This is a genomic window from Lacipirellula parvula (genome assembly GCF_009177095.1).
GTDB classification, from domain to species: domain Bacteria; phylum Planctomycetota; class Planctomycetia; order Pirellulales; family Lacipirellulaceae; genus Lacipirellula; species Lacipirellula parvula.
This window is the reverse complement of the sequence record NZ_AP021861.1, coordinates 5,745,339-5,770,823: the sequence shown is the minus strand read 5'-3', so window position 1 is coordinate 5,770,823 and position 25,485 is coordinate 5,745,339. Positions and strand designations below refer to the sequence as shown.

Annotated in this window: 26 protein-coding genes, 1 tRNA gene and 1 pseudogene; 8 read left to right on the top strand and 20 right to left on the bottom strand. The window is 60.4% G+C overall.

The window, feature by feature from the left end:
- Positions 1–518 precede the first annotated feature (518 nt).
- Positions 519–734: a hypothetical protein gene (locus PLANPX_RS22620; protein ID WP_152100921.1), complete on the bottom strand. Its 216-nt coding sequence runs from the start codon at positions 732–734 to the stop codon at positions 519–521.
- Here PLANPX_RS22620 and PLANPX_RS22615 point away from each other — a divergent pair.
- The gene (locus tag PLANPX_RS22615; RefSeq protein WP_152100920.1) at positions 733–1,617 is read left to right on the top strand and encodes a glycosyltransferase family 2 protein; all 885 of its coding nucleotides are present in this window, start codon (positions 733–735) and stop codon (positions 1,615–1,617) included. The genes PLANPX_RS22620 and PLANPX_RS22615 overlap by 2 nt on opposite strands.
- Positions 1,618–1,923: 306 nt before the next feature.
- On the opposite strand, the gene PLANPX_RS22610 is transcribed toward PLANPX_RS22615, so the two are convergent.
- Positions 1,924–2,460 (bottom strand): MauE/DoxX family redox-associated membrane protein, encoded by a 537-nt coding sequence (locus PLANPX_RS22610; RefSeq protein WP_152100919.1) that lies wholly within the window; start codon positions 2,458–2,460, stop codon positions 1,924–1,926.
- A gap of 262 nt (positions 2,461–2,722) precedes the next feature.
- On the opposite strand from PLANPX_RS22610, the gene PLANPX_RS22605 reads away from it, so the two are divergent.
- Both PLANPX_RS22605 and PLANPX_RS22595 read left to right on the top strand, forming a co-directional pair.
- Positions 2,723–3,292, top strand: coding sequence for a hypothetical protein (locus tag PLANPX_RS22605; RefSeq protein ID WP_152100918.1), 570 nt, complete (start codon positions 2,723–2,725; stop codon positions 3,290–3,292).
- 76 nt (positions 3,293–3,368) lie between these two features.
- Positions 3,369–4,399 (top strand): annotated as a pseudogene (locus PLANPX_RS22595) (IS3 family transposase); the annotation flags it as partial.
- A 231-nt stretch (positions 4,400–4,630) separates the two neighbouring features.
- Here the strand turns inward: PLANPX_RS22595 and PLANPX_RS22590 are convergent.
- From PLANPX_RS22590 to PLANPX_RS22575, 4 genes are all read right to left on the bottom strand, one after another.
- Positions 4,631–4,930: a DUF1580 domain-containing protein gene (locus tag PLANPX_RS22590; RefSeq protein WP_152100915.1), complete on the bottom strand. Its 300-nt coding sequence runs from the start codon at positions 4,928–4,930 to the stop codon at positions 4,631–4,633.
- Between the two features lie 85 nt (positions 4,931–5,015).
- A complete protein-coding gene (locus tag PLANPX_RS22585) occupies positions 5,016–5,366 on the bottom strand; it encodes a hypothetical protein (protein ID WP_152100914.1) in 351 nt (116 codons plus the stop codon).
- Between the two features lie 363 nt (positions 5,367–5,729).
- Positions 5,730–6,908, bottom strand: a complete 1,179-nt coding sequence (locus tag PLANPX_RS22580) for a tyrosine-type recombinase/integrase (RefSeq protein WP_152100913.1) — start codon at positions 6,906–6,908, stop codon at positions 5,730–5,732.
- 121 nt (positions 6,909–7,029) lie between these two features.
- Positions 7,030–7,104 (bottom strand) — tRNA-Pro (locus PLANPX_RS22575).
- Positions 7,105–7,323: 219 nt separating this feature from the next.
- Here PLANPX_RS22575 and PLANPX_RS22570 point away from each other — a divergent pair.
- The 4 genes from PLANPX_RS22570 to PLANPX_RS22555 are packed head-to-tail and all read left to right on the top strand — an operon-like array spanning position 7,324 to position 12,078.
- Positions 7,324–9,186 (top strand): sigma 54-interacting transcriptional regulator, encoded by a 1,863-nt coding sequence (locus PLANPX_RS22570; RefSeq protein WP_172992260.1) that lies wholly within the window; start codon positions 7,324–7,326, stop codon positions 9,184–9,186.
- Positions 9,170–10,441 (top strand): PQQ-binding-like beta-propeller repeat protein, encoded by a 1,272-nt coding sequence (locus PLANPX_RS22565; protein WP_172992259.1) that lies wholly within the window; start codon positions 9,170–9,172, stop codon positions 10,439–10,441. The genes PLANPX_RS22570 and PLANPX_RS22565 overlap by 17 nt, the downstream gene beginning before the upstream one ends.
- 27 nt (positions 10,442–10,468) lie before the next feature.
- Positions 10,469–11,758, top strand: a complete 1,290-nt coding sequence (locus PLANPX_RS22560; protein WP_152100911.1) for a phenylacetate--CoA ligase family protein — start codon at positions 10,469–10,471, stop codon at positions 11,756–11,758.
- On the top strand, positions 11,755–12,078 hold the full coding sequence (locus PLANPX_RS22555; protein ID WP_152100910.1) for a DUF971 domain-containing protein: 324 nt from the start codon (positions 11,755–11,757) through the stop codon (positions 12,076–12,078). Before PLANPX_RS22560 ends, PLANPX_RS22555 begins: the two co-directional genes overlap by 4 nt.
- 116 nt (positions 12,079–12,194) lie before the next feature.
- Here PLANPX_RS22555 and PLANPX_RS22550 read toward each other — a convergent pair whose 3' ends face one another.
- From PLANPX_RS22550 to PLANPX_RS22540, 3 genes are all read right to left on the bottom strand, one after another.
- On the bottom strand, positions 12,195–14,045 hold the full coding sequence (locus PLANPX_RS22550; RefSeq protein WP_152100909.1) for a DUF4340 domain-containing protein: 1,851 nt from the start codon (positions 14,043–14,045) through the stop codon (positions 12,195–12,197).
- A gap of 129 nt (positions 14,046–14,174) precedes the next feature.
- Positions 14,175–16,919, bottom strand: coding sequence for a Gldg family protein (locus PLANPX_RS22545; RefSeq protein ID WP_152100908.1), 2,745 nt, complete (start codon positions 16,917–16,919; stop codon positions 14,175–14,177).
- Positions 16,920–17,057: 138 nt separating this feature from the next.
- Positions 17,058–17,777: an ABC transporter ATP-binding protein gene (locus tag PLANPX_RS22540; protein WP_152101971.1), complete on the bottom strand. Its 720-nt coding sequence runs from the start codon at positions 17,775–17,777 to the stop codon at positions 17,058–17,060.
- A gap of 652 nt (positions 17,778–18,429) precedes the next feature.
- On the opposite strand from PLANPX_RS22540, the gene PLANPX_RS22535 reads away from it, so the two are divergent.
- Positions 18,430–18,621, top strand: coding sequence for a hypothetical protein (locus PLANPX_RS22535; RefSeq protein ID WP_152100907.1), 192 nt, complete (start codon positions 18,430–18,432; stop codon positions 18,619–18,621).
- A gap of 325 nt (positions 18,622–18,946) precedes the next feature.
- Here PLANPX_RS22535 and PLANPX_RS22530 read toward each other — a convergent pair whose 3' ends face one another.
- From PLANPX_RS22530 to PLANPX_RS22480, 11 genes are all read right to left on the bottom strand, one after another.
- Entirely contained in the window at positions 18,947–19,294 is a 348-nt protein-coding gene (locus PLANPX_RS22530; RefSeq protein WP_152100906.1) for a hypothetical protein, read from the bottom strand.
- The gene (locus PLANPX_RS22525) at positions 19,284–19,466 is read right to left on the bottom strand and encodes a hypothetical protein (protein WP_152100905.1); all 183 of its coding nucleotides are present in this window, start codon (positions 19,464–19,466) and stop codon (positions 19,284–19,286) included. Before PLANPX_RS22525 ends, PLANPX_RS22530 begins: the two co-directional genes overlap by 11 nt.
- Complete coding sequence (locus PLANPX_RS22520) at positions 19,463–20,551, bottom strand: collagen-like triple helix repeat-containing protein (protein WP_152100904.1); 1,089 nt, start codon at positions 20,549–20,551, stop codon at positions 19,463–19,465. Before PLANPX_RS22520 ends, PLANPX_RS22525 begins: the two co-directional genes overlap by 4 nt.
- A 38-nt stretch (positions 20,552–20,589) precedes the next feature.
- Positions 20,590–21,228, bottom strand: a complete 639-nt coding sequence (locus tag PLANPX_RS22515; protein WP_152100903.1) for a hypothetical protein — start codon at positions 21,226–21,228, stop codon at positions 20,590–20,592.
- Positions 21,225–21,437, bottom strand: a complete 213-nt coding sequence (locus PLANPX_RS22510) for a hypothetical protein (RefSeq protein WP_152100902.1) — start codon at positions 21,435–21,437, stop codon at positions 21,225–21,227. Before PLANPX_RS22510 ends, PLANPX_RS22515 begins: the two co-directional genes overlap by 4 nt.
- Positions 21,437–21,643 carry a hypothetical protein gene (locus PLANPX_RS22505; RefSeq protein ID WP_152100901.1) on the bottom strand — a complete coding sequence of 69 codons (207 nt, stop codon included), beginning with the start codon at positions 21,641–21,643 and terminating at the stop codon, positions 21,437–21,439. Before PLANPX_RS22505 ends, PLANPX_RS22510 begins: the two co-directional genes overlap by 1 nt.
- Entirely contained in the window at positions 21,643–22,350 is a 708-nt protein-coding gene (locus PLANPX_RS22500; RefSeq protein ID WP_152100900.1) for a hypothetical protein, read from the bottom strand. The genes PLANPX_RS22505 and PLANPX_RS22500 overlap by 1 nt, the downstream gene beginning before the upstream one ends.
- Positions 22,331–22,642, bottom strand: a complete 312-nt coding sequence (locus PLANPX_RS22495; RefSeq protein ID WP_152100899.1) for a hypothetical protein — start codon at positions 22,640–22,642, stop codon at positions 22,331–22,333. The genes PLANPX_RS22500 and PLANPX_RS22495 overlap by 20 nt, the downstream gene beginning before the upstream one ends.
- Before the next feature lie 323 nt (positions 22,643–22,965).
- A complete protein-coding gene (locus tag PLANPX_RS22490; protein WP_152100898.1) occupies positions 22,966–23,163 on the bottom strand; it encodes a hypothetical protein in 198 nt (65 codons plus the stop codon).
- Complete coding sequence (locus tag PLANPX_RS22485) at positions 23,160–23,615, bottom strand: hypothetical protein (protein ID WP_152100897.1); 456 nt, start codon at positions 23,613–23,615, stop codon at positions 23,160–23,162. The genes PLANPX_RS22490 and PLANPX_RS22485 overlap by 4 nt, the downstream gene beginning before the upstream one ends.
- Positions 23,612–25,312 carry a PriCT-2 domain-containing protein gene (locus tag PLANPX_RS22480; RefSeq protein WP_172992258.1) on the bottom strand — a complete coding sequence of 567 codons (1,701 nt, stop codon included), beginning with the start codon at positions 25,310–25,312 and terminating at the stop codon, positions 23,612–23,614. The genes PLANPX_RS22485 and PLANPX_RS22480 overlap by 4 nt, the downstream gene beginning before the upstream one ends.
- Positions 25,313–25,485 lie beyond the last annotated feature (173 nt).

The following is a 25,485-nucleotide window of genomic DNA, read 5'->3' as shown; positions in this document are numbered from 1 at the left end:
TAAGCAGGTTAAAGCGATTTTCAATGTTTTCGAGGCCCCGGAAACTCGGTGGGCGCTATTCAGTTCGCTGGAGACTCGACGGCGGGGAACGCTAAGATTGGAGTTGCGTGCCAATCATGCACCGTTCTCGTACGAAACCGCACTTTAGCTGGGCCATAATATCGGAATCTCCATGAAGCGCATCTTGGAAATTCACGGCCTAAGCTGATTTCGCAGCCACGAATGCCGCCGCCTCGATCCAACTCCGAAGGAGCTTGGGGGGAAACTCAGCGACGCGAGGCGAAATGACGAACATCAGTAGTCTCGTTCCCTAGTCAATAGCTTCGTCTACATCCCGCGTGTCGCGGATCGCAATCGCTGTGCGGTCGAGCGATGCGTCGAACATAAATCGGACGAGATGTGCTCCCAGCGAAGCTATCGCATCGTGAGTTCGATTTCCAGCTATGCGATCGATCTTAATGCCTCCATCACGCGTAAATTTCTTTTCACCATTAGGTCGCCTGGACGCACGAGATCAACTATACTCGCCGGGCGCGGCGGCAATTCCAAATCCGCAGTGAAACCGCCCCAGCGAGCGTCAGCGTCACCAACGCTATTTGAATGTAGAACTGGTCGTCGGTCACCGCCGCCCCATTAATCAACCGCAGAATCGGCGCGAGAAGTACGACTACCCAGCAGCAGAATTCCGCCGCCGGGAGTGTTTCGCGCCAGTCGTCCGCAGCCGAGTCCGCCATGTCGCACGACTCTTTCACCTCACGCTCAATCGACGGATCAACACTGCTGTCTGTCATTATTCCAGTTTACAACGAAGAGGCGACGTTGGGTGAAGTGCTGGAGCGAGTCCTGAAACTCCCCGGGGATGTGGAAGCAATTGTCGTAGATGATGGCTCAACGGATCAGACCAAAACTATTATCGCCGAAGCGGCCCGAGCCGACCACCGAATTCGATCGATTCGCCTGGAAGCGAACTCCGGCAAGACGGCCGCCGTGCGAAGAGGCATAGAAGAGGCTCAGGGGGGCGCAATTGTCATTCAAGACGCCGATCTCGAATACGATGCCACCGAGATACCGCGGCTCATTGAGGCGATACAGTTAGGTCGGGCTGACGTTGTCTACGGTAGCCGACTCATGCATCGACCAGCGCGAGGCGATTGGCCTTTCTGGCACTACGCGGGCAACAGGGTCATCACGGCGGTCAGCAATTGCTTTACACACTGGCGGCTAACCGACGTGGAGACGTGTTATAAAGCGTTTCGAGCCCCCCTTCTTAAAAAACTGACTCTCACTAGCAAGCGGTTCGGCATGGAGATCGAAATTACGGCGCTAGCTAGCCAAACCAACGCTCGACTGCTAGAAGTACCGGTTGCTTACGCTCCACGCAACGTCGCTCAAGGTAAGAAGATCCGCTTCACCGACGGTCTTTGGGCCATCTATTACGTCTTTTACTACAATCTGGTAGCCCGCTGGAAAACGGTCACGCGGCACTATACTCAATCGGTTAACGAATTTCTGGACACAATAATATCCAATGAGCGTATGGCGGAGTGGGGCGACGGCTCCTCTGCTATGGCCGGTAGGTCGAGCGAAGTGCTGACGACAATTCCGTCGGCAATTTGAATTTCGACGGGCGTCTGAACAAACCACTCGCGGGCGTCGGATAGCCGAACATGGCGCGCAACTCCTTCCGCTGCGTGATCTGATTCGTAGGGTGGTGTTTCAACAAGCGCGACGCCACGTTTCCGATCTTTCATCGCCAATCGTTCATACTGTGGCACTGCTTCCTGGCAGTGGGGGCAGTCATGATGGTAGATAAGAATCGTCCAACTTCCTTCGTCAAGTGGAACTTCGGGCGATAGATGGGCGGCAAGCGGAAACGGCCTTCCGATCCACGTCTCGGGTTCAAGAATGACTAATCCGCCGACCTCACGGAAAACGTCCTCCAGGGGGGGGGGGGCTATTCAGCACACCCGCCGCCAATAATGCCGCCAGGGCGTACACACCGCTGGCGCGGTAGAGTCGGGGCGGCATCGCTTTCCGGCGACTAGGCGTAGATTTCCAAGCTCCCCACGCTGCGAGCAAGAGCATAAGTCCGTCGAGCGTCGCAGTGATCCAGGGATTAACCTGAAGGGATCCGAAGCAACCGCAAGACTCATAGCCCATCGAGCCGCGGTAGATCGAAAAGGCTCCAAAGACGCCGAACATGACTGCGGAAGTGGCCAGCGTTTTTCTGGTCCAGCAGCCAAATATCAATAGGGCGGCAATCGCCAGTTCCACATGTACGACCGTGGCTGTAAGGAGCGATGGGATTCGGTATGCGACGGCGAGTGTGGCCGATTCGGCGGGGGAAATAATCTTCATTGCCGCCGTGGCAAAGAGGAGACTGCCAATTGTCAACCGAACGAATATTACAGCAGTTGATTCACGCACTGCCGGTTCGGAGGGCAGGTCTGTAATCTCCATGCAGTTTCTCCCAGAGGGCGCAGAAGGCTCAAGATGGTTGGTGCATCGGCGGGAAATTTCTATAATCGATCCAGTTTATAGAGGCATCGCGCCTCCGTCGAGGAGTGCATCTACGCGCCTCAGAGCAAAGAGCCTGCGAACGAAAAATCCAGTAGACGACGTAGTGGGATCTCTCCTGGGCTGCTGTGTCATCTATCGCTTTAAGTGTTTGTGTGGTCGAGGGAGGGAGTCCCTGCCGTTCGTAGGTTGTAGCAGGCGGTCGGTGATCGATGCCTTTCATCCCGTGGCCCTGATCGGCCATTGGCGCAACAATTTCGTCGACAAGTTGCAACGGGAGCGGTATGCGAAAGGCACCGGGCCCCCGCGCTCCTTGGGCAGAATTCCACCTCGCCTCGCAACGGTAGCCTCCATTGCGCGCGGTGGGGACGTCGCGAGTGACGACAAGTTGCATTGCTTAACACCCTGCGCAGGTCATGAATACCGACACTCGCATGACGAGCGGCCGTCACGGTCTACCATGGTGCCCCCTCGAGTTCTTCCTGGTGAAGGAATAGTCGGCGCGCCGCAGCGTTGCAGTTCGAAGGACATTCTGGTGTCGCATTCGTTGCGACAGAAAGCGAAACCAATCGATGGCAAAAAATCGCTCGCGTCGGCGCCGTCGCCATTTGAGCAATTCGCTCGTTCAATCAAAGTCGATAAATCTCATGAGCATGCCGAAGCCCTGCTGCTGACCTGTATCGACTTTCGATTCTTCAACCTGATCGCACGAGCGATGGATGAGAAGGGGTTGTCCGGGAAATACGACCACTTTATTCTTGCCGGTGCGGCCTGACGTGCCCCCTTCAAAAGAGCCCACGCTTGGAGCGAGAATCCAAGGTCTGGGGCGCAAGTCGAAGGAGAGCAGTCCGATGCCGCGAGGAACTAAGTTCAAGCCGGAAGAGATCATCTCGAAGCTGCGTGAGGCCGAAGTCGAACTGGCTCGCGGGAAGAAGATTCCCGAAGTCTGCAAGCAGATCGGGGTGACGGAGCAGACGTACTATCGCTGGAAGGAAGAGCACGACGGCCTGCGGATGAACCAGGCGAAGCGTCTCAAAGAGCTAGAGAAAGAGAACGCCCGGCTGAAGCGTCTGCTAGCCGACGCGGAGCCTGACAAGGCGATCTTGAAAGAAGCCGCCTCGGGAAACTTCTGAGCCCGACGAAACGACGCCGGGCGGTCGAGCACGTTCGAGATTCTCTTGGACGCGTCCGGGTGTCGGAGCGTCGGGCTTGCCAGGTGCTGAGCCAACATCGCAGCACGCAGCGGCGGAAGCGGCACGTTCCCAGCGACGAACCGCGGCTGCTGAAGCGGATCGTCGAACTGGCAAGCGACTACGGCCGGTACGGCTATCGTCGGGTGACGGCGCTGTTGCGACGCGAGGGCTGGGCGGTCAATCACAAACGGGTCGAACGTCTTTGGCGTCAGGAGGGGCTGAAAGTGCCGCAGAAGCACTCCAAACGCAAGCGACTGTGGCTGGCCGACGGATCGTGCGTGCGGCTGCGCCCTGCCTATAAGGATCACGTCTGGAGCTACGACTTCGTCGCCGATCGGACCAGCCACCGCCGACCAATCCGCATGCTGACGCTGATCGACGAGCATACTCGCGAGTGCCTGGCGATCGACGTGGCTCGCAGCCTTAAGAGCGAAGACGTGCTTGAGCGACTCAGCGACCTATTCGTCCGCCGCGGAGTGCCGACCTACATCCGCAGCGACAACGGAGCGGAGTTCACGGCGGCGAAGGTGCGGGAATGGTTGGCTCGGGTCGGCGTGAAGACGCTGTTCATCGAGCCGGGCAGCCCTTGGGAGAACGGCTACGTTGAAAGCTTCAACGGCAAGCTGCGCGACGAACTGTTGGCGCGAGAGCAGTTCGATATGCTGCTGGAGGCCAAGGTTCTCATCGAGCGACGTTGCCGCCCTTAGCCCTCGACACTCGCCTGCACCTTGGTTTCACGTCGCGTGCAGGTTCCCCCACGACGCCGGGCCGGTCTCAGCGTTTGTTCGTCGTCACTCTACCGCTGCGGTCATCCGGAAAACGCTGCACCTGCTCCGGTGACTCACTGCGATCCTTGGCCGCGTCGCAATGACCGGCGCTAGGGCGATCGGCTCTCCCTCAAATTGTCGTCGGAGGCATCTCTAGACGCCGGCGTTGTCGAGTTCGTTCTCGGCCGCCTGGATGGCGGCTTCGCGCTGAGACGAGTGAGTGGAGGGCCTGGGGGCCGCGCTGGCGAGACTAGGCGATGCAGCGGTGCTCTTTTCGACGAACCGCTCAAACGCTTGGAGCGTGGTGAAGCGCCGGCCCCCGACGGCGAAGCTTTCCAGAGTCACGCCACGCACGCCGCGAAGCGTCCACCGCCAGACGGTGGAGACATTCACGCCTTCGCGCGTGGCAAGTTCAGAAAGTGAAACTCGGGTCTCGTTCAGGTAATCGGACATTTGCAGGCCTCTTATTCGCAAGACTGAATAAGGAGGATTGCAATCGATTGAGTGGGCAGGAAATAGGACAACGCCCAGCGGTGACCTACTCCGGGCGGGGGGCAGATTGGGTATTCGGGTTCGTCGTATGGCGCAAGACGGTTTTCGCGGAGACGCCTAGCTGGCGGGCGACCTGTTCAGCGGCAGGCGTATATTTGATGCCATTGGCTCGCATCGCTTCATTGACCAGCGGCTGATACTTGTCGTGTTGCTCGACATGGGCTGAGTTCGTGATCGCGGCTGCGCGCCGTTGTCCCGGTTTTCTTGAGTTGCTCTCTCGCACGGCATCTTCAAATGCTCGCACGTGCAATTTCTCCAGCAATCGTCCCAATCGCAGCGTCTTTTCCAGTAACTCAAACAGTTTTCGTTGATCGACGACGGCCGGCGGAAATTCCAATTCGGCGAAACTCGCAGATTCCCGACAGAGCGCCCAAGCCTGATTTGCGTCGGCGACAACGTCAGGATCTGCGGCATCGGCCGCGGTTAGGCCATGTGACGCTGCGGCGTAGGCTCGCCACTCTTCGTCGTCGTCAGTCCGAGAGGCTTCGATTAGTAGTTTGAGATCGTCGCTGATGCGAACTAACGGGTTAGGAAAGGCTGACTTTCTGGCGAACTTCCGGCGAAACTCGCTGAAAACTTCCGGCGCCAGCTCAATATTCTTGGGGTAGATGCCTTGCGCATTGTCCGACTTTTTACGCTTTTTCGATGCCATAGATCGCCTGCTTGAGTGCAGCCTTTCCCTACCCGAATTGACGCGATTTCAGCCGATGCGTCGTGCAACCTCGATTCCGTAGTTCAAATCCCGTTCTGCGTAGATTTGCGTCACATCTGCCGAACTGTGGCCAAGTGCGACTTGCGCCGCTTCGAGGCCGCATTCCTTTCTGACCCGCGTTGCGTACGAGTGGCGGAGGCGATTGGGCGCCCAATGCTCAATCTCCGCGACCTCGCAGGCTCTGGTTATTGCGCGGCGATAGGCGTCTACGGCGTACCGCTCGCCTGGCTTCCGTGCCGGATTGGCGCTGCGGTTAGTGCCGGGACGATTTCCCGCTGTGAGCGGGGTTTTGCGGTTCGCATGAGCAACGGCCAGGCGCTTTTGCTCGCTGTCGCAGGGGCGGAAGCAGTAGGTTTCTGCTGCACGGGCCAGGTACTTGAGCAAGACGGCCTGCGCGGTCTTCCCCAAGAAAACGGTTCGCTCTCGCCCGCGATGCTGCGTCTTGTGCGATGCCGGTCGGTAGAGCCAAACGTCTGCCGAGCGGTCGATGTCGCAGGGGCGAACAATGCACACTTCAGCCGGACGCATCCCCGTAACGCTCTGAAGTCGCACCATATCAGCCACGACTTCGGGGAGATGTTCCAGCGTTGCTTCGACTGCCGCATCGTCTACCGGGAGGATCGGGGCAGGCTCGCGCGCCTCAGTTCTTCCCCGTTTCAGGCCGGAGACGGCCGTTAGGGCTTGGTAGGTTGCGGGCGGCACCAGTTCCTCGGCGACGGCCCATTTAAACATTCGCTTGATACGAGCGACGTGATCGTTGACGTATCGTCGAGACAAACCATCGGCGACCATTCGTTGGCGAACCGACTTTAGAGCCAACGGCCCGAACTCCGTGGCAGGTTCTCGACCGTACCAAGCACGCAGGTATTTGATGCACGCTTTCACGGCTGGCGTCACCTTGGTGCAGCGTCCGTCTTTCTGGTAGTAGGCCTGGGCGAACTTCAGGTAGCGCGCACAGAGTTCGACGACGGTAATCGTGTCTGAGCCTTCCGGCACTGGCTGGCGTTGATGCTGAAGCCATTCAGCGATCAGCCGGTCGTAAAAGTCTCTGCTTGCCTTCGTCCCGTGGGGGCCGAGGTAGTGATCGCGGCCGCTTAGGGTGACGACGGCTTGGCCGCTCGCGCGATGCTTGCGGTACTTGGGCAGGTGGTTAGCTGGCCACGGCATGATGCGGATCTCCCTTAGAGCGAGCCACAAACGGTATTTACCGTTTTTGGCTGAGGGAAACGCCGCACTGCCGAACGTCGGCAGGTAACAGAAACTCTTATTTCGGCGAGATTTAAGAGAGTCGGGCTGAAAGGATTTGAACCTTCGACCTCTGCGTCCCGAACGCAGCGCTCTAGCCAAGCTGAGCTACAGCCCGATCCTGGTTCGCCGTGGCGAACCGTAGGGAAGCTACCGAGTTTACTGGAGAGGGCCGACTCCCACAAGGCGGGCTGAGTCGGCTGATTCGATGAATTCCCGCCGCTTCTCCAACGCCTTTTCGCGGCTGTTTTCGGCCCGAATCGCCGCGGCCGCTGCGTTTCCAACGCCCCGCCGGTCCGTTACGATTGACGCAGGCAATTTCTTCCCGCCGCACGGAATGCGTGGCTTCGCTGTGTACGCTTATCTGACCATCCTTACCGGCAAGCACTCGGGAACGAACTTCCCGCTCGATCCCTCGCGCGACACGCTCCTCGGCCGCGGCACCGACTGCCATATTTCGCTCACCGACCCGCTCTGCTCGCGGGTCCACGCCATCATCCATTACGAGGATGGCGAACGGTGGGTGATCGACGACCAAGGCAGCCGCAACGGCACGATGGTCAATGGGCAGAAGATTACCGATGCGACGCTGGCGGACGGGAACCAGATCAAGCTTGGCAGCAACGAGTTTGAGTTCCGCCTCTCCGACGAACCGGCGACGGCGCAGGGCGACGGCGGCGGGCAGACGCAGACGATCGTGCAAGACCTGCCGATCGCCGTGCGCCAGAGCAATGAAGAGGTGTTGGCCGCGCTGCCGACGCCGGAGCAGGTGCAGGAGCTGATGCTGCTCTACCAGTTGTCGATTCGGCTCCTGGGCTGCGACGATCCCGACGAGGTGATTCGCGTTTCGCTCGAACTGCTGAAGGTTCGCACGCAGGCAGCGGTCGTGGGGTTCTTGTGGGTCGATGACGAAGATCAACTCAAGCCGAAGCTGGTGATTCCGGTCGGAGCGGCCGATCGCGTGACGCTTAACAAAAATCTCACCGAATTGGTGCTGAGCCAGGGCCATGCCGTGTGGGTTGCCAACCAAGCGGCGGGCGGCGAGGCGAAGAAGGTCGAGCACTTCGCGGACGCGGTGTGCGCGCCGCTCGTGCGGAAGAGCCGCGACGGCGAACGGCAGACGGTTGGCGCCATTCACGTTTACCTCGAAGCGGGCCGCTTCAGGCAGTCCGATTTTGATTTCATCATTGCGGTGGCGAATCTGGTGGTAATCGCGCTCGTGCGGGCGCGAGCCCACATTTCGCTGCAGAGCGACTACAAGCAGCTCGTCCGCTCGTCGCCGGGCTACGATGAGCTCATCGGCGAGAGCAAGCCGATGCGGACGCTCAAGGGTAAGATCGAACGCGTCAGCCGCGCGCCGGGCTGCGTGTTGGTGCGCGGCGAGAGCGGTTCCGGCAAGGAACTCGTCGCGCGGGCGATTCATCGCGGCAGCCATCGCGCCGATCGGCAGATGATCTCGGTGAACTGCGCTGCAATCCCCGCCGACCTGATGGAGAGCCAGCTCTTCGGGCATAAGGCGGGTTCGTTCACGAGCGCCGATCGCGACCACATCGGCTTCTTTCAGCAGGCCGACCTGGGCACGTTGTTCCTCGACGAAGTTGGCGAACTGCCGCTCGAAGGGCAAGCCAAGTTGCTGCGGATTTTGGAAGGCCATCCTTTCCTGCCGGTCGGCGCCACGCAGGAAGTTCGCGTGGACGTGCGGGTGATCGCCGCGACGAACCAAGACCTGCAGACGTACGTCCGCGAGAAAAAGTTCCGCGAAGATCTTTACTACCGGCTGAGCGTCTTCGAGCTCTACATCCCGCCGTTGCGCGATCGCGAGGGAGACATCGAGCTGCTGATCGATTTCTTCCTCAGCTACTATCGCCGGGAGCGCGGTCGGCCGCATTTGCAGATGAGCGACGCCGCACGCGCCAAGTTGCTGAGCTATCGCTGGCCGGGCAACGTCAGGCAGCTGCGGAATGTGCTCGACAGCGCCGTGGTGCTCGCAGACGAAGATGAAATCCTGCCCCGCGACCTCGGCCTCCGCGACTCGGGAGGCGATCAGCTTGATTCGCTGCAGATTGATGTTTGGGAAAAGAAGTTGATTCTCGAGGCGCTCCGCCGCTGCGACGGCAACGTCCCTGATGCGGCTAAGCTGCTCGCAATCGGTCGGGCGACTCTCTATCGAAAGATCGAACTTTATGGGATCGAGCGGTAGCTGGAGTCGATGTGCTGGCCGCGCCGTCGTAGCGCTCGCGCTCGGAGCGGCGGTTTTCGGTCCGCTAGGCGGCAGAACGCAGGCTGGCGAGAACTGGACGCGATTCCGCGGACCGAACGGCTCGGGCGTGGCGTCCGACGTGACGTTCCCCGTCGAGTGGAGCGAGGAAGCCTACCTTTGGCGCGTTGATCTGCCGGGCAAGGGGCATAGCAGTCCGGTTGGCTGGGGCGACAAGATCTTTGTCACCGCCGGCGATCCGACCACCGGAGCGATGACGCTGCTCGCCATCGACGCAGCGAGCGGCGAGACGCTGTGGAAGCGCGAGTTCGCCGCTTCAGCGCATTCGCTCCACGCCGCCAATAGCTACGCTTCCGGCACGCCGACCGTCGACGATGAACGCATCTACGTCACGTGGACCGCAGATGGCGTGCTCCATGCAGCTGCCGTGACGCATGCGGGCGAGCCGGCGTGGCAGCGGGAGCTCGGCGCCGCCGACTACAAGCATGGCTCCGGTAACTCGCCGATTTTGCTGGATGATCTGCTGATCGTAGCAAACGACCACATGGGTGAGAGCTTCATTGCGGGGCTGGACGCAGCGACCGGCAACGAACGCTGGCGACGGCCGCGACAAGCGGGGACCGAATCGTACGCCACGCCGCTCGTATACGAAGCCGCGAACGGCGAGCCGCAGATCGTCGTCTGCAGTTCGGCCGACGGGATCGCCGCGCTCGCGCCGGCCGATGGAGCCGTGGTCTGGCAGCTGCCTGAATTCTACGCGGCTCGCTGCGTGAACTCGCCGTTCCTCGCTGCGGGAATGATTCTGAGCGGCAGCGGGGAAGGGGGGAACGGCAAGCAACTCACCGCCGTGCGCCCGGCGACCGGCGATGGCGATGAGCCCGAGATTGCGTATGAGTTGAAAAAGAGCCTGCCGCAGGTGCCGACGCCGCTTGCGATCGGCGACAAGCTGTTCGTGTGGAGCGACCGGGGCGTCGTGGCGTGCTACTCCGCCGTCGACGGCGAGCCGGCCTGGACGAAACGGATCGGCGGCAACTACTACGGGTCGCCGGTGGCGGCGGGCGAGCGTATTTATTGCGTTGACGCCGAGGGAGAGGTCGTCTGCATCGCCGCGGCCGACGAGTTCAAGCTGCTGGGGCGCTCACAGCTCGGGCAAGCCTCCCATGCGACGCCGGCCATTCATCAGGGTAAGATGTTTCTACGGACTGAATCTTCGCTCGCCTGCTTGCCTGCGGAGTGATTCATCGACCACTCTCGCGAATGGGCCATGGAATTGAATTTTGAACAACGGCGAGAGGTGGAATCGCTCGATCGCGCGTCGCTCGAAATGCTGCAACTCGATCGGCTGAACACAACGCTCGCTCGCGCCGTAGCAGAGAACTCGTTTTACGCTCATAAGTTAGCGGGCGTTTCGCTTCCGCTCGGTTCGCTGGCGGATCTGGCCGCGCTGCCGACGACGGCGAAAGCGGAACTGATCGCCGACTGCGAACCGGACGAGTTGCCCGCCAATCGCACTTGGCCGATCGAACGTTACGTCCGCTTCCACCAAACGTCGGGAACGCACGGCCGGCCGATGCCGGTGTACGACACGGCCGAGGACTGGCGGTGGTGGATCGGCTGCTGGCAGTTCGTGCTCGACGCCGCGGAGACGACCGTTGCCGATCGCGCGATGTTGGCGTTTTCGTTCGGGCCGTTCATCGGATTCTGGAGCGCTCACGATGCGCTCGTCGCGCGCGGAGCGCTCGTCATTCCCGGCGGCGGGATGAATTCGCGGGCGCGGCTCGATCTCATCGAACGAACCCGGCCGACGATTCTGCTCTGCACGCCGACCTATGCGTTGCACCTCGTTGAAGTCGCCGCGGAGTGCGGGTTCGATTTGGCGTCGTCATCGGTCACGCGGATCATCGTCGCCGGCGAACCGGGAGGATCGATTCCGGCAGTGCGGGAGCGGATCGAAGCAGCTTGGCAAGCGCGCGTCGTCGACCATGCCGGCGCCAGCGAGGTCGGGCCGTGGGGGTATGCCGACGCCGAGCGGCGCGGCGTCCATGTGCTGGAAAGCGAATTCATCGCCGAGTTCCAGTCGGTCGAAACCGGTCGGCCTGCCGGCGAGGGCGAGCTGGCTCGCCTGCTGCTCACGTCGCTTGGTCGATACGGATTGCCGATCATCCGCTACCAGACGGGCGATTTGGTGCGGCCGTCGTGGCGCGGTAGCGGCGGCAATCGGTTCGTGTTGCTGGAGGGCGGCGTGCTCGGTCGTGCTGATCAGATGATGATCATCCGCGGCGTGAACATCTTTCCGTCGGCCGTCGAGGAGATTCTTCGCAGTTTCCCGGAAGTGGTCGAGTATCGCCTCACGGCTCGCAAGCGGGGCGCCATGGACGAACTGCTTGTGGAAGTGGAAGATCAACGGTCGGCCCCGGAGCGCATCGCGGAAGCGATGTCGCTGCGACTGGGGCTGAAGATTGAAGTGGCGTTGGCGCCGCCGGCGTCGTTGCCGCGGTTTGAAGGAAAAGGGCGCCGTTTCATCGACGAGCGCCGCGTAGGGGAAAGTGCGTGACGATTCATCCGACCGAACTCAAACTGACGTCGCCCGAGCGACTGCGAATCGTCTGGAGCGACGGGCAAGTGCGCGAGTACACGATTCGCGAACTCCGCGAGGGCTGCCCGTGCGCCTCGTGCCGCGAAAAACAGTCGGCGGAGCCGCCGCCAGCGACGACGCTCACGGTCCTTAGTCCCGCTGAAATCCGCCCGCTGCGGATTGCCTCGATGGAGCCGGCGGGGCGGTACGCCTACGGCATCGACTTTAGCGACGGGCACGACACGGGGATTTACACGCTGGAGTTGCTGCGGGAGTTGGGCAGCGTGGCGTCTGCGTGAACCGGTGCGGTTAGAACGCCGAGCGCTAAACCATCCAAGCCACCGGCTCCGCCGGTGGACGCAACGAACGTGCGGTCAGCTCCCACTTCGTCCACCGGCAGAGCCGGTGGCTTTTATCACTCCGCCGGCGGCGCGCCGATCGGCAGGTTCGGCAACCCTTGCAGCGGGTTCGCATCGTCGGCGGGAACGCCCTCGCTTTCGGCACCCTTCTTCTTGAACACCTGATCGCGGCTGAGATGGATTTGCTTGTAGACGTCGTTTGAAATGACGTAGTACCAATCGCCGAAGCGTTGGTTCAGCTCGGCGACGCGTTTCTTTCCCTTCGCGACCGTTTCGTTGTATTCGTCTTGAAGCCGTTGATTCTCTTGCTCGATGGCTGCACGCTCGGCGGCAGCATCTTCGCTGGGTTGGTCGGCCGGTTTCTCAGCGGCCGCCGGCGCTTCGTCGCTTGGTTTAGCGGGGGCTGCAGGCGCGGCGGCGGGAGTCTCTTCCGCCGGCTTCTCGGCGTCGGGTTCAGCGGTAGCGGGCTTTGCAGCTGCGCCGGCGGCATCAGCGGGAGCGGTTTCGTCGGTCGGCTCGCTGTTCTGCAGCGACTCAGCCTGATCGCCGCCCGCTGCTTCGGGGTTCGGCTCGGCGGCTGGTTCGGCCGCTTCCGCCGGGGCCGCTTCTTCTTTCGTTTCGGTCGAGTCGCCCGTTCCCGGCAACTCCTTGAGTTGCGGCTTCGGGATCGCGTCTTCGTTGAAGCGGGCCATCACGAACAGATAGCGACGCAGATCCTTGCCGTCTTCAGCCGCGGCAGCTTTCGCGGCTTCCTCCGCGGCGGCGGGATCGACCGGCGCCTCGCCCTCGGCGGTCTCTGTCTGCAACTGCAACTTACCGAAACGGAGGACGTATTCGACGCCGTCCCGCTGAGTGGCGACGAGCTCGCCTTCGCTGGAGAGAATCTCCGGCGGCGCTCCCGGCTTCAACGGTACGGGCGAGAAGCCCTTGTCGATGAGGTCGCGGAAGGCCTCCTGGTTCGTCATGAAGTCGCTGCCCGCCTTGAGGTCGTCGCTCAGGCCGGTGGGCTTCTTGGCAATATCGACAATCAACAGATCATCCAGGCCGTCGCGCAGCTTGTCGATTGCTTCCTGATTGACTTCGTCGTCTGCAGGCAACGTCTGCTCGGTCATCTGCTGCGTTGAGCGATCGTAGCCCTTGAGGTCGTTCAACGCCCACTTGGCGGCCTCGACGTCGTAGTCGAGCTTGATCTCGCTACGGCGATCCCAACTCACTTGCGTCTGAATGCGGCCGTCTTGCGACATGCCGTAGCTTAGCTCGACGGAGTAGTCGTTGATGAACAACGATTGCAAATCGAACGGGGCGAGTTGCAGTAGGTCGTCTTCGATCCAGTCCTCGAAGCCGGTCGAGAGACTGGTTGGGTCGAGTTCGACGATGTAGACGACGTCTTGATTGCTGTTGCGGACGTAGCGCTGACCTTCGGCGTCTTTCACCTTCTTGCCGATGATCATGTCGACGAGCGTTTTTCCATCGGCGTCGCTCATCACGACGCGAGTGCCGACGCCTTCGCTATTCGAATCAAGCTTCGCCGACTGCGGGTCGACGACGCCGAGCGCTTCGTGTTCTTGCGCTGTTTGAGCGGCGACACGGAGGACTTTGCGGTCAATCAATGCGTTCGCGGCGGCAGCCATCTGCTGGGTGGCGTCCGCGGGATAGTCTTGCTTCGAAGGAATGCGCCACACGCCATCGGTCGATGCGACCTCGAACTGCTTAGTCTTGGCCGTCTCTCGATCGAACTTGACGATTTGCAGCCGTTTCGGCGCGTCGACTCCAAACTCGGAATTGAGCGTGGTGCCCACGAGCGTGTTGACGTTCACCGGTGCCGTCGGGCGGTCGATGAAATAAGCGGCGCCGACGGCGAGGGCGCCGAGCACGACGAAGGCGATGGTCTTGGCAGATTCGGACATGAAAGACTCCGAGAGTCGATGAATGCGAGATTTGAGTTGCGAGTTGCGAGTCGCGAGCAGCGAGTTACGAGGCAAGCGGAGCAGCGGTCTTCCAACTCGCTACCCGCAACTCGTAACTCGCAACTACCTCTACTTCAGCCGCTCACGGGAGACGCCTTGGCGTTCCAATTCGCGGCGGCGGAAGAAGACGGCTAGCGCCAGTAGCAACGGCGGAATGGGCGGGATCAGAATCGCGTACAGCTTGTACCGATCCTGAACGGCGCGAACCTTGTTGTCCAAGTCGTAGTCGATCTGCTTAATCTCGCGGCGACGCTGCGAAGCGAGAGCGCGAACCTTGGCGTCGAGACGTTGCTGTTCGCGCATCCGCACTTGTTCCAGCAGGACGGCCTTATCGCGGTCGCTGGCGCTCGAACTCTCAACTTCTTCGATGGCCTTCATCATCGTGGCGCGGGCTTCTTCTTCTTGCTTCGTGATCTCTTTCAAGAAGGCGTCTTGGTCGTCGGCAGCCTGCTTGCGACTTTCGGCGGTCGCTTCGTCGATCTTCGCGAGCGTGCGGTGGTCGCGGGCCCGCTTGCGGATGTCCATGAAGCGGTCGATGCCGGCCAGTTCGTCGATGATGTTCAGGATGAACGGCACGTTTTGCGTGGCAGGCAGAAAGTTCTCCTCGCCGATGTCGCGAATCGTGAAGAAGCTGGGGATGATCCAATCGATGTCAGTCACCACGATGACGTTCATATCGCGCTGGTTGGCCTTCTTCGCCTTGACGCTTGCTTCGGCATTCTCCGGAGCATCGGCGAGGTCGACGCCCTCTTTGGCCGGGGCGTTGAGCGCGGAATCGTCTTCCGGCGGCGGGCCGGTAATGTGAGCTGCCAGGATATAGCCATCCTTCGTCTGCTGACGAGGCACGTTCTCGCCGTTCGGTTGGCCTTGTTCTACTCGCTGTAGCAGTCGCGCGGGCGCCGTGCCGGAGTTGCCGACGCCGGAGGCGATGATCTGTTCGAACTTCAGTTTCGAGTCATCGACGCGGGTGATCGCCCCCGGGTAGAGCAGCAGCAATTGATTCAGCCCCGATGAGACGTCGAGATTCTGGTTGAACGCCTGCTTGTTGCCATTGCCTGCGTCGATGAACACAAATTGCGGGTCTTGCATCGAGCGGACGCTCGCTTCCGGCTCGTAATTCTGCCAGATGACTTCCATCGGATTGACGCGGATGCCGAGCAGGCGCCACAGTTGGTCGATGTCGCCCTTCGGTTCCGCTTGTCCGCCGCCGAACATCCCCATCATCTGGGATTGTTTCTCTTCGCCCGTCCCCGGCATGTTCGCCGGATAGAAGTACGGGAACGGATCTTCCAGGACGGCCGTCGGAATGCCGGCGCGAATCGCGTCGACGAAGTGATCGAACGCATCGGGGCTCAGCATCGAGGGCTGAACCGCCAGCAGCACGTCGTACGTGCCGCGAATCGGCTGCGCGGCGTCGACGCTGACGACTTCGTATTGCTTGCGCAGTTCGGTGATCAGCGGCCAATCACCGCGAAGCGAGCCGTCGGGGTTCATGATGGGGACGCCGGTGTTGATGACGCCGAGCTTTGGCCGCTGCTTTTCGGAGACGGTCATGATCGAGCGAATCAATTCGTACTCGATCGGAATGCCCTTGTTCACGAAGGGGGTGACGACCTTGTCGAGCCCCGACGTGACGGCGATGCCCATGAAGAACTCTTCGTTCTTGTACTCCCCGCCGGTGGAGATCGTCTGCTCTTGCGGGACAATGCCGAAGTTCTTTTCCGCGAGTTCGGCTTCGGGGCCGTAATTGGGAATCTCGTGGACCGCGACTTCAATCTTGCCGGCGCTGAGCGACTTGATTTCCTCAAGCGTGCTGATGAGGTTGAGCTTGACCGCCGCGTAGTCGGTCGGGACGTGCGGGCTGACGTAGGCGTCGACTTTGATCGACTTGACTTCTTTGTTTTCCCTCAACTCGGAGAGAAGGTTGAGCGTGTTGGGCGAGAGCGTGCTGAGCTTCGCGGAACTGACGTCGGCCCGCAGCGCGTTACGGTCTTGGATGACGACCGTCACGCCGACCGCGATCGCGAGCAAAGCGAGGGCGCGAGTCAGGTAGTGGGCGAGCATGTATTTGCCGTCGTCGCGCGATTGCCAGTGACGCCGGCCGATGAGAATCATGCTGACGTAAACCATCACCGCGGCGATGGCGACAAAGTAGGCCATGCCGCCGAGGCTGAGGACGCCGCGCTTGAAGTCGCCGAATTGGTAGACGGCGCTCCAGCGGCGAATCAACTCCGCCCAGGCGGGGTCTTTCACAAACCAATTGGCGACGCCGAACAGCGCCAGCGGCATGTTGAACAGCATGCCAAGGATGAAGCCGACCGTGAGGTTTGCCGTGAGAAACGAGGCCACCATGCCGATGGCGATCATCGCGATCCCCATGAACCAGTAGCCAATGTAGGTGCTGATGTACAAGCCGACGTCGGGATCGCCGAGGCCGTACTGAAACACCGTGTAAATCGACACGGCTGAGAAGAGCAGCGAGACAGTGAAGATTGCCACGCCGGCGAGATACTTGCCGAGGACGACGTCGAAGTCGCTCGCCGGCAGCGTCAGGAGTAGCTCGTCCGTCCCTTGGCGGCGCTCTTCGGCCCACGCGCTCATCGTGATCGCCGGAATGAAGACGAGCATGATGAACGGCAGCCAGTGGCTGAGCTGATCAAGGTTCGCCAGGTTGCTGGCGAAGAACTCCGGCGGCCAAAAAGTCGCCAGCGCGCTGAGCACCACGAAGACGCAAATAAACACGTATCCCGTCGGGCTAGAAAAGTAGCTGACGAAATCGCGCTTGAAGATCGCGGTGAGAACATTCCACTTCATGATATTTGATCGGCCTGGGCCAATGATGGACTGGATAACAGGATGAAATGGATTGGCAGGATCATCGTCTCGTAGATACGCATCCTGTCGATCTGCGAAATCCTGTATTCCTGTCGATAATGTTTTTGAGATTGCCTGCTAAGTCCGCCGCGCGCCGCGAGTCAACTCGTGGAAACGCTCGTCAAAGTCGCTCTGATCGGCCGCCAATTGCTGCGGCGTGCCGTCGAACACCAAGCGCCCTTCGTTGATGAACAGAACGCGGTTACACATCGCCTCGACCTCTTGCAGAATGTGGGTCGAGAGAAGAATCGTTTTCGTTTCGCCAAGTTCGCGGATCAACTTACGAACTTCGCGAATTTGATTCGGATCGAGACCTGCGGTCGGTTCGTCGAGAATCAACACGTCGGGGTTGTGCAGCAGCGCCTGGGCCATGCCGACGCGTTGGCGATAACCCTTCGAGAGCTTGCCGATCGGTTTGCCGATCACCGCTTCGAGATGGCAGCGGCTAATGACTTCCTCAATCCGCTTGCGAAGCGCCATTCCCGACATGCCGCGGGCGTTGCCAAAGAAGGTGAGCAGACTCCGCGGCGACATATCGGGGTAGAGGGGGCCGTTTTCCGGCAGGTAGCCGAGCCGTTCGGCGCCGAGCAGCCGCTCGCTTCCCATGTTGAAGCCGGCGATCTTCGCGGTGCCGGCCGAGGGGGCGAGGTAACCGGTGAGCAGCTTCATCGTCGTGCTCTTGCCGGCGCCGTTCGGGCCGAGGAAGGCGGCGACTTCCCCCTTGTTGATCGAGAATGTCACATCGCGCGACGCGGCAAAGTTGCCGTAGTACTTAGAGAGCCCGATCGCTTCGATCATCGGCTCGCCCGTGGGCTCGACGGGAACAAACTCGGCGACACGCGGTCGGTCGGTCGGCAGTGAACTCATACGACGGCTCGACTCCATGCTTATCTTCGTGGACGACGGTGGTTCCGTCGCCGGCCTCGGCAATTCGTTCGCGGTTCCGCCGGCGCGGGAGGGCGGTACGAGGGCGACGAAATCGCGGCTCGGTCACGCTTCCCAGCAATCGACGGCGAAGCGGCGTCATCCTCCAGGAGCGGAGGAACTTGTGGGGCAGGGGAGAGTAGCCCGACAAGCGGTAAGTCGCCGCAGGCGCGACAGTTGCGGCGAACTGAGCGGGGCAATGGCCAAATCGCCCCACGGTCCGCCCAGGGTAGGCTGGCAAGCCTAACCCGGCAGTTTTCGCCTGTCTATACCAGGGGGGTCGATCAGTCACCTCCGAATCTCTCGGGTTTCTCGACTTTTCTAGCCTCTGACTACTCTGCTACGCACGCGCCGAGCCACTTGGTTCGACTTCGTATGACCTTTTTTATTGCCGTCAATAAGTGGGTAGCAGAATGACAGACCTCGACGCCCAAGTCGCCAGCCTGGAGGCCTCAATTAAGGCCTACGGCGAGCAGCTCCGACTTTTCGCCCTCGACCGTGCGTTCAGCACTTGGGAGGCGAAGTAATGAGAACCATTCGATTTGAAGTCGGCACGCCCGGCCAACGGTCTACCCGCCATTGGTTCAGCGACATGGACGACGCCATCACCTACTACTACTACTACTGGATTGCTGAGCTGTACGGATCGGCCAGCATGCTAAGCATGGACGAAACCGGCAAGGTTACGCCTCTTCTCTTTTCTGGAGCTACTGTATGAAAAGCATCCTCGCCCTACTACTCACGTCTTCGACCGCCAACGCCGCGCCCCTCCAGCATCGATCATTGCCTATGCGGCAGGTCGCGCTGCCAGCCCGGCCGACGTACTGTGCTCCCAAAGTGATCATCTACGTCGTACCCGTTCGGCAGCCAAGAGCCGTGTATTACGGAGGTGGCTTCAACCCGTACAGTCGCTGATCCAACTCCTAAACGAGAAAAGGCCGCAGGTAGTGAGACTACCTGCGGCCTTTTCGTTGGGTTCCGGGGCGAAGATACATTTCCCGTCACCGCCGTTAATCATATCTGGTTACGACGGTTTGAACACCCTACTGGAGCAACTTTAAGTCGTTCGCCGTGTTCTCCAACTTCAAGCCGCTCAGCGAGGCCTCTACCCGATCCATCACCCGAACGAATAGATCATCGCTGACCTCCTCTTCCGCGCGGAGCGATTCCGTCAGTGCCTGAATGCAATCCACGGCGAACCCCAAGGCCGTCTCTCGGCCGATTACAGACGAGTAAAAGAGGTTTCTACGATCTTGGTTCAACGCCACCTTGCTGAGAGTGTCAATGAGGGCCCTCTGAAGACTGGGGTTCCCCTCACTGGCGAGAACGAGCCGTCTTAGGATGGCGATTTCCTCGCTCAAATCTCCCTGCGCGACTAGGTCAGGACTCATTCAACAAGTCTTCCATCTTCGTGACCGTGGCAGGGTCTTTGAACCTTTTCTTCAAACGCTCGATTAAATCATAGTCTCGGGTCTGAATTACTGCGCGGCAGTATGCAGCGAGTCCCTGTGCCAAAAGTGCCTCACTGGCCGCGAGCGCCGCGGCTGCTTGTTCTTTGCTCATCCTACAATGTTCCTTTCGTTACCTTCGCTACCGAAGGCGAGCTTAGTGGTTGACTTCGCGATGCCAATAAATTTCCGCCCTTCGCTGTCTGTGGCGATGCGTCCAGGCGTCTCGCTCAAGTAATATCTTTGGTTGGGTGTCAACGTCGTCGACTCATCCTCAAGCACGGCTGACCAGTCAGATTGCACAACATCGGCAATCGCGGCGAAGGTCGCCGTTCCGCTTGCTTCCTCGGTGAGGACACCGACCACTTGCCAATCGTTTGGCATGCTCGCCAAATCGACGGAGTCGGGACCACTTAAGTAGACGGGAGCCCCCTTCGGACCGCTACCATTGGCCGTAAGCACATCGCGGGTATAGTGCAAGACTTCCGGCCGGATCAACAACGTATCGCTGCGGACCGCCACGCCTGCGTGGACGACGACGGAGACACCTTCGCCCGATGTACAGAGTCCGCCGCGGCCGCTTAGGAAGTAGTTCCAGCCCGGCGAGAGGGTCTGAGGTACGACGATCAAGCCTGCCGTGCGTACAAGGCCTCGCGAGCCGCCGATGGTATCATTGACCGCGAACCCGATTAGCGTTTTCGAGCGCCAATGACTGAGGGTGTTCGTCACGCCACAAGAATCGTTTTCCTCCAGGTACACGGGCTGACCCGCGTGAACGTCTTCCAAGAACGCCAATTCGATATCGCTTGACGAGGTGTTCTCGCGAACGATGCGAGTCGTTGAATGCGAGTTGCTCCCGTCCTTGCCGTCTCGACCCGCGCGGGCGACCAGCGAAAAAGACCTGCTCGCATCAGGCCTCGACTTGGTGACGGCCTTCACCACCAGCCAGGTCTCTCCCTCGAAACTCACCACGTCGTTGGGGACGTACTCGGCGTTGCTCCGCCAAGCTCCCTTGAACCGCCAGCCAACGCCGTCGATGCCGGCAGGCCCAGGGGCTCCGTCTCGGCCATCAGCTCCAGCCGGCCCAATAGGACCTCTGTCGCTTGGGTCTGGCGCGACGGCAGCGGGCCGGGGCCCACCCGCGGTGACGATCCAGGCGACGCCGTCGCGCTTGTAAATGTCGCCAATGGTAAGTGGCATGCCGTCTCGGTATTCGCCGACGAACCGAAAACGTCTTTTCACAGCATCGCCTCCACGCCAGGTGGAAGGGTCTCGCCCGCAGCATAGCGAGCCACCACTCGCCGGACCTTCCGCACGTTGCCGTCGATTGTCGTGAAATGATTTTCTGTCACTTCCACCGTCCCATCTCGCAATCGACCTGCTTTCAAGTCCCGGGCTTTGTCCGCTTCAGCCGCTTTGCGCTGTTGCTGAGCAATGACAGCCAGCCGCTTCTGCTCGGCTGCCGCTGCCTGTTTTGCTTGCTCCGCCTTGAAGGCGGCGAGCCGCTCGGCGTTGACTTTGGTTTCCGCGGCGCGGGTGTCGTTCTCTCGCTCGATTGCCGCCGTCATGTCGCTGACGGCGGCGTGGGTGAGAGTCACTAGCGCCTTGATACGAGCCAGCTCAGCCGATTCGCTCAATTGCTCCGTCGCATCCTCGACTGCCGCCAGCGTTGATTGCGTGGCAGCCTGGAGCGTGGCTCGGAATGTTTGAGGATCGGCAGGATTCTCAAAGGCCGCTTCAATGTCGGCCAATGGCAGCTCTGGGAATGCCGCCACCACGGCGGCCAGGGCTTGAGGTTTGGTCGCCCGGTGGCAGAAGATTTGCTCTGAGTGGCAGACGGTCCAGAGCTGGTCGACTGATTGGTAGGTGAGGATCACTCTTGCGAGGCCTCATATAAAGCCTTACGATCGACCAGCGACAACTGGAGCCGGGGAGTCCAGACGCCGTTGACGGTGTCTTGCGACTCGAATAAGAGCTTTTGGGCGGCCTCGACCTCTTCCTGAGTGGTGTAGACGGTGCCAGTCACCTGACAGGTGTAGCCGGGGGTCGGTAGATTGTGTTGGCTGACGTAGTGGACGTTGTACATTAGGTGCCTTTCTTAAGCTGGAAGTAGATACGGCGGAATTCGGTCCCGCCGTCATAGTTTGCGAACAGGTCGTCGACCTCAGCAATCGAGATGTGCTTGCTGAGTCGCTCGACTGCCTCGGCCGTGGGGATGCGGGTAAAGAGGATGGCAGTGTCAGAGACGGCAGAGACGAGGTCACCGTCGATGAAAATTTTGAACGGGTGCATTAGGGCTCCTGTTGGGGTGTTGGTGTGGCGTCGACCCAAGCAGTCGACTCGACTGACTGAATTTGTTTTTCGTAGGCTTCCTTTTGCTGAGCTAACTGCCCCTCAAGATTGGCCTTCGCCAACTCGGCATTGGCTTTGACTTTCGCGCGATACTCGGCATCGGCGGCTGCGTATTCTTTCGGGGTGCCTTCGCGAGCGACTTGAAGGCGACGTTGTGCAGCGGCCATCTCGCTCTGCGGACAGTCAGAGAACGCGAGCTGGAGATAGCCCCACGTTGCATGCTCAATCTGGTCAGCTCGTTTCGCATAGCGTTCCGCTTCTGACAGCGCGGCTTCTGCCGCCGCCTCGGCTTCGTCGGCTTCACGAAGCGTCTTCTCTTTCCACGTCTCGCGCCCCCGGGATGCCTCGTACTCGTGGACGGCGGACCGAATGTCGTCGGCGCGGTTGCGGGGCGTACTGTCGCTAACAGTCGTCAAGCCATCCTCTTCTATTCGTTGACGAAGGCTGCGATCCTCACGATGTTCCCGCGGAAACCGAAAGTCTGAGGGGCCAAGACCGCGTTCGGCGATGAATGCCTCCAGCTTCTGGCGGTTCTCGGGTGTGTCCCTCCATCTCAACTGGACGAAGTCCCCTCGGGACTTCTGGAAGTCGTAAACGATCGCTCCGTCCTTAAAGAGGAGTCCTGCGTCAAGTAATAGTTGTGTCATTTGCTTCCTTTGGTGTTTGGGCAGACGCTTCGCGGCTGTATAAAAATTCCATCGACGTTTTCATCAGTGCCGGATGCTGGTCGTACAGAATCTCGATTGAGTTGCCGTTCGGGCCCTTCACTCGAAAAGTGGTGTCGACTCGATAACCTCGCGGCAGCGGAGCTAAGCCCGCGCGGCAGAGTAAAAACTGAATTCGGCGGGTTGACGGGCTAAATGGATACTCGATACCGGTAGCCGTGTTTTTCCACGCTGAACCGCCGTTTAACTCGACTAGGTTGTTGTTGTGTCGCAATGCGACCTCCATTTGTTAAAGAGTGCCGCTGACGCGCCGTTCTTAGCCGCGCGCCAGCGGCTGTGCTCGACGTGCTCGACCCCGCGAGCACGGAGCAAGAATTAAAGCGGCGACGACACGCGATGCGAGCGTGCCGCCGCCTGATCGCCTCGACCTCGCAATACCCGCGCGAGGGAGCGAACGTGAAAAGTAGCAGCGCCCCAGTTCCTTGAGGGTAATGCTCAGGGGCGCTGCCCGCGGGGTGACCAAACACCCGCGTTTACAAAATGGCCGCCGCCGTCTAGCTAGGCGACGGCGGCCCGCGAAGGATGCGATCTTCGCGTTTACTTGATGATTAGACTTTCGCCGAGATGGCCGAGCACGAACGCGATTTGCAACAGCTCGCGGATGCGGCGGCGTGGGAGGCCGTCGCCACGGAGCCAGAGTCTGGCGTGATAATGGTCGGCGTGAAGGTAAGGACGATCGGCGACAAAGTCGAAGGTGTTGGAGCTGGGATGGTAGGTAATGACTACTGTTTTCACGCTGCCAGCCTCGCCGCCGGGTAGTAAATGCTCGGATCGAACTCCCCGGGCCATTTGCCGGCGACGTAGCTATCGAGCTTGCAACGCAGCCGATCAAAACCGTCGATGAGCGAACTCAATCGCCGGGTGATGGTGTTCTGCTTCGGGTAGCAGTTCAGAAGCCGGAAGAGTGAGTTGCGGGCAAAGTAGAGGCTTTCGCCGAGTTGCCGATGATCTTCGATCGTCAAAACTGGACGTGATGGCACTGGGAAGCTGATGTCGTAGAGGACATGGTGGCCGGACTCGTTGGCAAGCTTACCAGCCAACAAGACAAGCTTGTCTTGCAGGCGGAGCTTGGCGTCGGTCAATGGCGCGAGCGGCAGGTGGCTGCCTGCTAAGGTTTGCCAAGCCTTTCTGAGCATGGTCGCGAAAGCGACATGTTGTTCGTCGGTCAGGGGTTTGTATTTGTTCATATTTTCTCCACTTGCCATCGACGCCCAGGCGCGGGAACAAAGCGCTTGTCGTCGACGACTGTTTTCTTCACGCTTCGGAGGAAGACCCCAAGCGCTTGACTGTTGTATCTGCCACCGGTGACGGACTCGATTGCTAGTCGCAGCTTGGCGTCTTCGGCGGCTAAGCTAACCGCTTCCGCCGACGTGGATGGTCCCGGCCAGGCGTTGAGCAGCTCGCGTAGGAGCTGCGTACCCTCATCGTCTTCGATGAGCCGCGCGCTCGACACGCAAGGATCGGTCCACCCCGCCCAAACGACGGCGGAGCGAACGAGCCCAGACCATTCGGCGAATGAGCCGATGTCGGGCAGTTGATTCGGCTTGCCGGCGTCGACGTAACCTTTGAGGATCGCCAGCGCGGCCATCGCCAAAGTCGTGCGATTCTCGCGGACGTACTTGAGCAGGTTCGAGTGGACGAACGTCGTGCGAAGCTGTGGATTTTCTAGCGGCGACTCAAGGCGGATATGGACCGTGCGGCGCGCCATATCTTTGGACGCGAGGTGGCAGTTATTGCCGGTCGCGACCCAAATGACGTGCAGGGGCATGTCGATGTCCTCGTTGAGGCCGAGTCGACGATCCTGCCAACGAGTCGTCGTCAACGCGCGCTCGAAGGAAGACCCGCCGAAGCGGCCTACGACATTGTCAAAGACTGCGTATGACCACGACTGTGCTGCGATCGTGCTGATAAGTTTGCGCCATTCGTCGTCGTTCGTCGGCGCGCCCACCTTGCCAGCGGTATGCGAGTCGTAGATTCCGAGTGCGGCATCTACCAGCAATCCTTTGCCGCAGCCGCAGACGTTCGCATCGATCAGGAACAGCGGGGCGTTGCCACCGCAGGCATACTGACCGAACAGACTCAGTAGCATCGCGACCCATGCCGCTTGATGGCACGGCGATTCAAATGGGAAGTCGACAACGACGCTGTTGATCAAGTCGACCGCGTCCGCAACGGACGGCATCGCCGGGTATTTGTCTTGGCTGTCAAGATAGAGGCCGGACTCCTTATCGTAGCCGGGAGTCGTGAGGATCGAGCCATCCGGCAGCAGCACTGCTGACGGGACGATGCCGCTGAGCTTCGGGACGTTCGGCCAGTAGCCGCGCGCGACGAGTTGATTCGCCAAGTCTTGGCTGACCGAACATCGTATCCAGTCCCTTTTTTGCGCAGACCACTTCTCGAAGTTGGCGATTTGCGCGAGCCGCTCCGGCAACGCCTGCGAGCGTAGCGTGATTGTTTTAGTCGACGTGCTCGCGACGATTGAGTTGGCCGGCGGGTCAACGTCCCGACTTAGAGCGACAAGACCGCCACGCTGGTAGACCCCGTCAGCTTTGGCTGCGATCGCCTCCAAAGCGGGAATGACGGTATCCAGCTCGGGAGTCAGGCGGAGACAGGGTTTGCGACCTGTGCTCTGCGGACGGACGCCGAACTGTTCGGCGACCTTCAGGAGGCCGGCGAGGCCGGTGCCGGTGAGACCGTCCCAAAGTTCGCGGCAGCCGCCGAAGTTGGCCGCCTGCCGCGACCAGTCGTAGAAGTCTTTGTATAAGGTCGGGTCGCCGATGCCCTTAAGGCCGGCGGCGACTGACCGCCATGTCGAGTAGACGCTAGCCGACTCGGGCGGCAGCAGCGGGAGAATCTCCCGCGCCTGCGAGGCTTCAACGGCCACGCAGGGATCAAGTATCTCTGACAAAACGCACCTCATCGCACCCAGGAGAAGTAGAAAAGACCTGCCACCGCGGGTGCGATGCACGATGGCAGGTAGGAGGCGACTCGGGAGCTACCTGAGTGCCAGTTTGAGTTGTTGCCGCGTCGTAAACGACACATGCGCACATGACGCAC

What these genes read in the sequence shown, in the direction of transcription:
- PLANPX_RS22530 (WP_152100906.1), bottom strand. Translation starts at nt 19,294, where the DNA reads ATGAGTCCTGACCTAGTCGCGCAGGGAGATTTGAGCGAGGAAATCGCC.
- PLANPX_RS22580 (WP_152100913.1), bottom strand. Translation starts at nt 6,908, where the DNA reads ATGCCGTGGCCAGCTAACCACCTGCCCAAGTACCGCAAGCATCGCGCG.
- PLANPX_RS22545 (WP_152100908.1), bottom strand. Translation starts at nt 16,919, where the DNA reads ATGAAGTGGAATGTTCTCACCGCGATCTTCAAGCGCGATTTCGTCAGC.
- PLANPX_RS22510 (WP_152100902.1), bottom strand. Translation starts at nt 21,437, where the DNA reads ATGTACAACGTCCACTACGTCAGCCAACACAATCTACCGACCCCCGGC.
- PLANPX_RS22610 (WP_152100919.1), bottom strand. Translation starts at nt 2,460, where the DNA reads ATGGAGATTACAGACCTGCCCTCCGAACCGGCAGTGCGTGAATCAACT.
- PLANPX_RS22615 (WP_152100920.1), top strand. Translation starts at nt 733, where the DNA reads ATGTCGCACGACTCTTTCACCTCACGCTCAATCGACGGATCAACACTG.
- PLANPX_RS22520 (WP_152100904.1), bottom strand. Translation starts at nt 20,551, where the DNA reads ATGCCACTTACCATTGGCGACATTTACAAGCGCGACGGCGTCGCCTGG.
- PLANPX_RS22620 (WP_152100921.1), bottom strand. Translation starts at nt 734, where the DNA reads ATGGCGGACTCGGCTGCGGACGACTGGCGCGAAACACTCCCGGCGGCG.
- PLANPX_RS22590 (WP_152100915.1), bottom strand. Translation starts at nt 4,930, where the DNA reads ATGTCCGATTACCTGAACGAGACCCGAGTTTCACTTTCTGAACTTGCC.
- PLANPX_RS22500 (WP_152100900.1), bottom strand. Translation starts at nt 22,350, where the DNA reads ATGACACAACTATTACTTGACGCAGGACTCCTCTTTAAGGACGGAGCG.
- PLANPX_RS22550 (WP_152100909.1), bottom strand. Translation starts at nt 14,045, where the DNA reads ATGTCCGAATCTGCCAAGACCATCGCCTTCGTCGTGCTCGGCGCCCTC.
- PLANPX_RS22565 (WP_172992259.1), top strand. Translation starts at nt 9,170, where the DNA reads ATGGGATCGAGCGGTAGCTGGAGTCGATGTGCTGGCCGCGCCGTCGTA.
- PLANPX_RS22540 (WP_152101971.1), bottom strand. Translation starts at nt 17,777, where the DNA reads ATGATCGAAGCGATCGGGCTCTCTAAGTACTACGGCAACTTTGCCGCG.
- PLANPX_RS22485 (WP_152100897.1), bottom strand. Translation starts at nt 23,615, where the DNA reads ATGAACAAATACAAACCCCTGACCGACGAACAACATGTCGCTTTCGCG.
- PLANPX_RS22505 (WP_152100901.1), bottom strand. Translation starts at nt 21,643, where the DNA reads ATGCACCCGTTCAAAATTTTCATCGACGGTGACCTCGTCTCTGCCGTC.
- PLANPX_RS22570 (WP_172992260.1), top strand. Translation starts at nt 7,324, where the DNA reads ATGCGTGGCTTCGCTGTGTACGCTTATCTGACCATCCTTACCGGCAAG.
- PLANPX_RS22560 (WP_152100911.1), top strand. Translation starts at nt 10,469, where the DNA reads ATGGAATTGAATTTTGAACAACGGCGAGAGGTGGAATCGCTCGATCGC.
- PLANPX_RS22525 (WP_152100905.1), bottom strand. Translation starts at nt 19,466, where the DNA reads ATGAGCAAAGAACAAGCAGCCGCGGCGCTCGCGGCCAGTGAGGCACTT.
- PLANPX_RS22535 (WP_152100907.1), top strand. Translation starts at nt 18,430, where the DNA reads ATGAGAACCATTCGATTTGAAGTCGGCACGCCCGGCCAACGGTCTACC.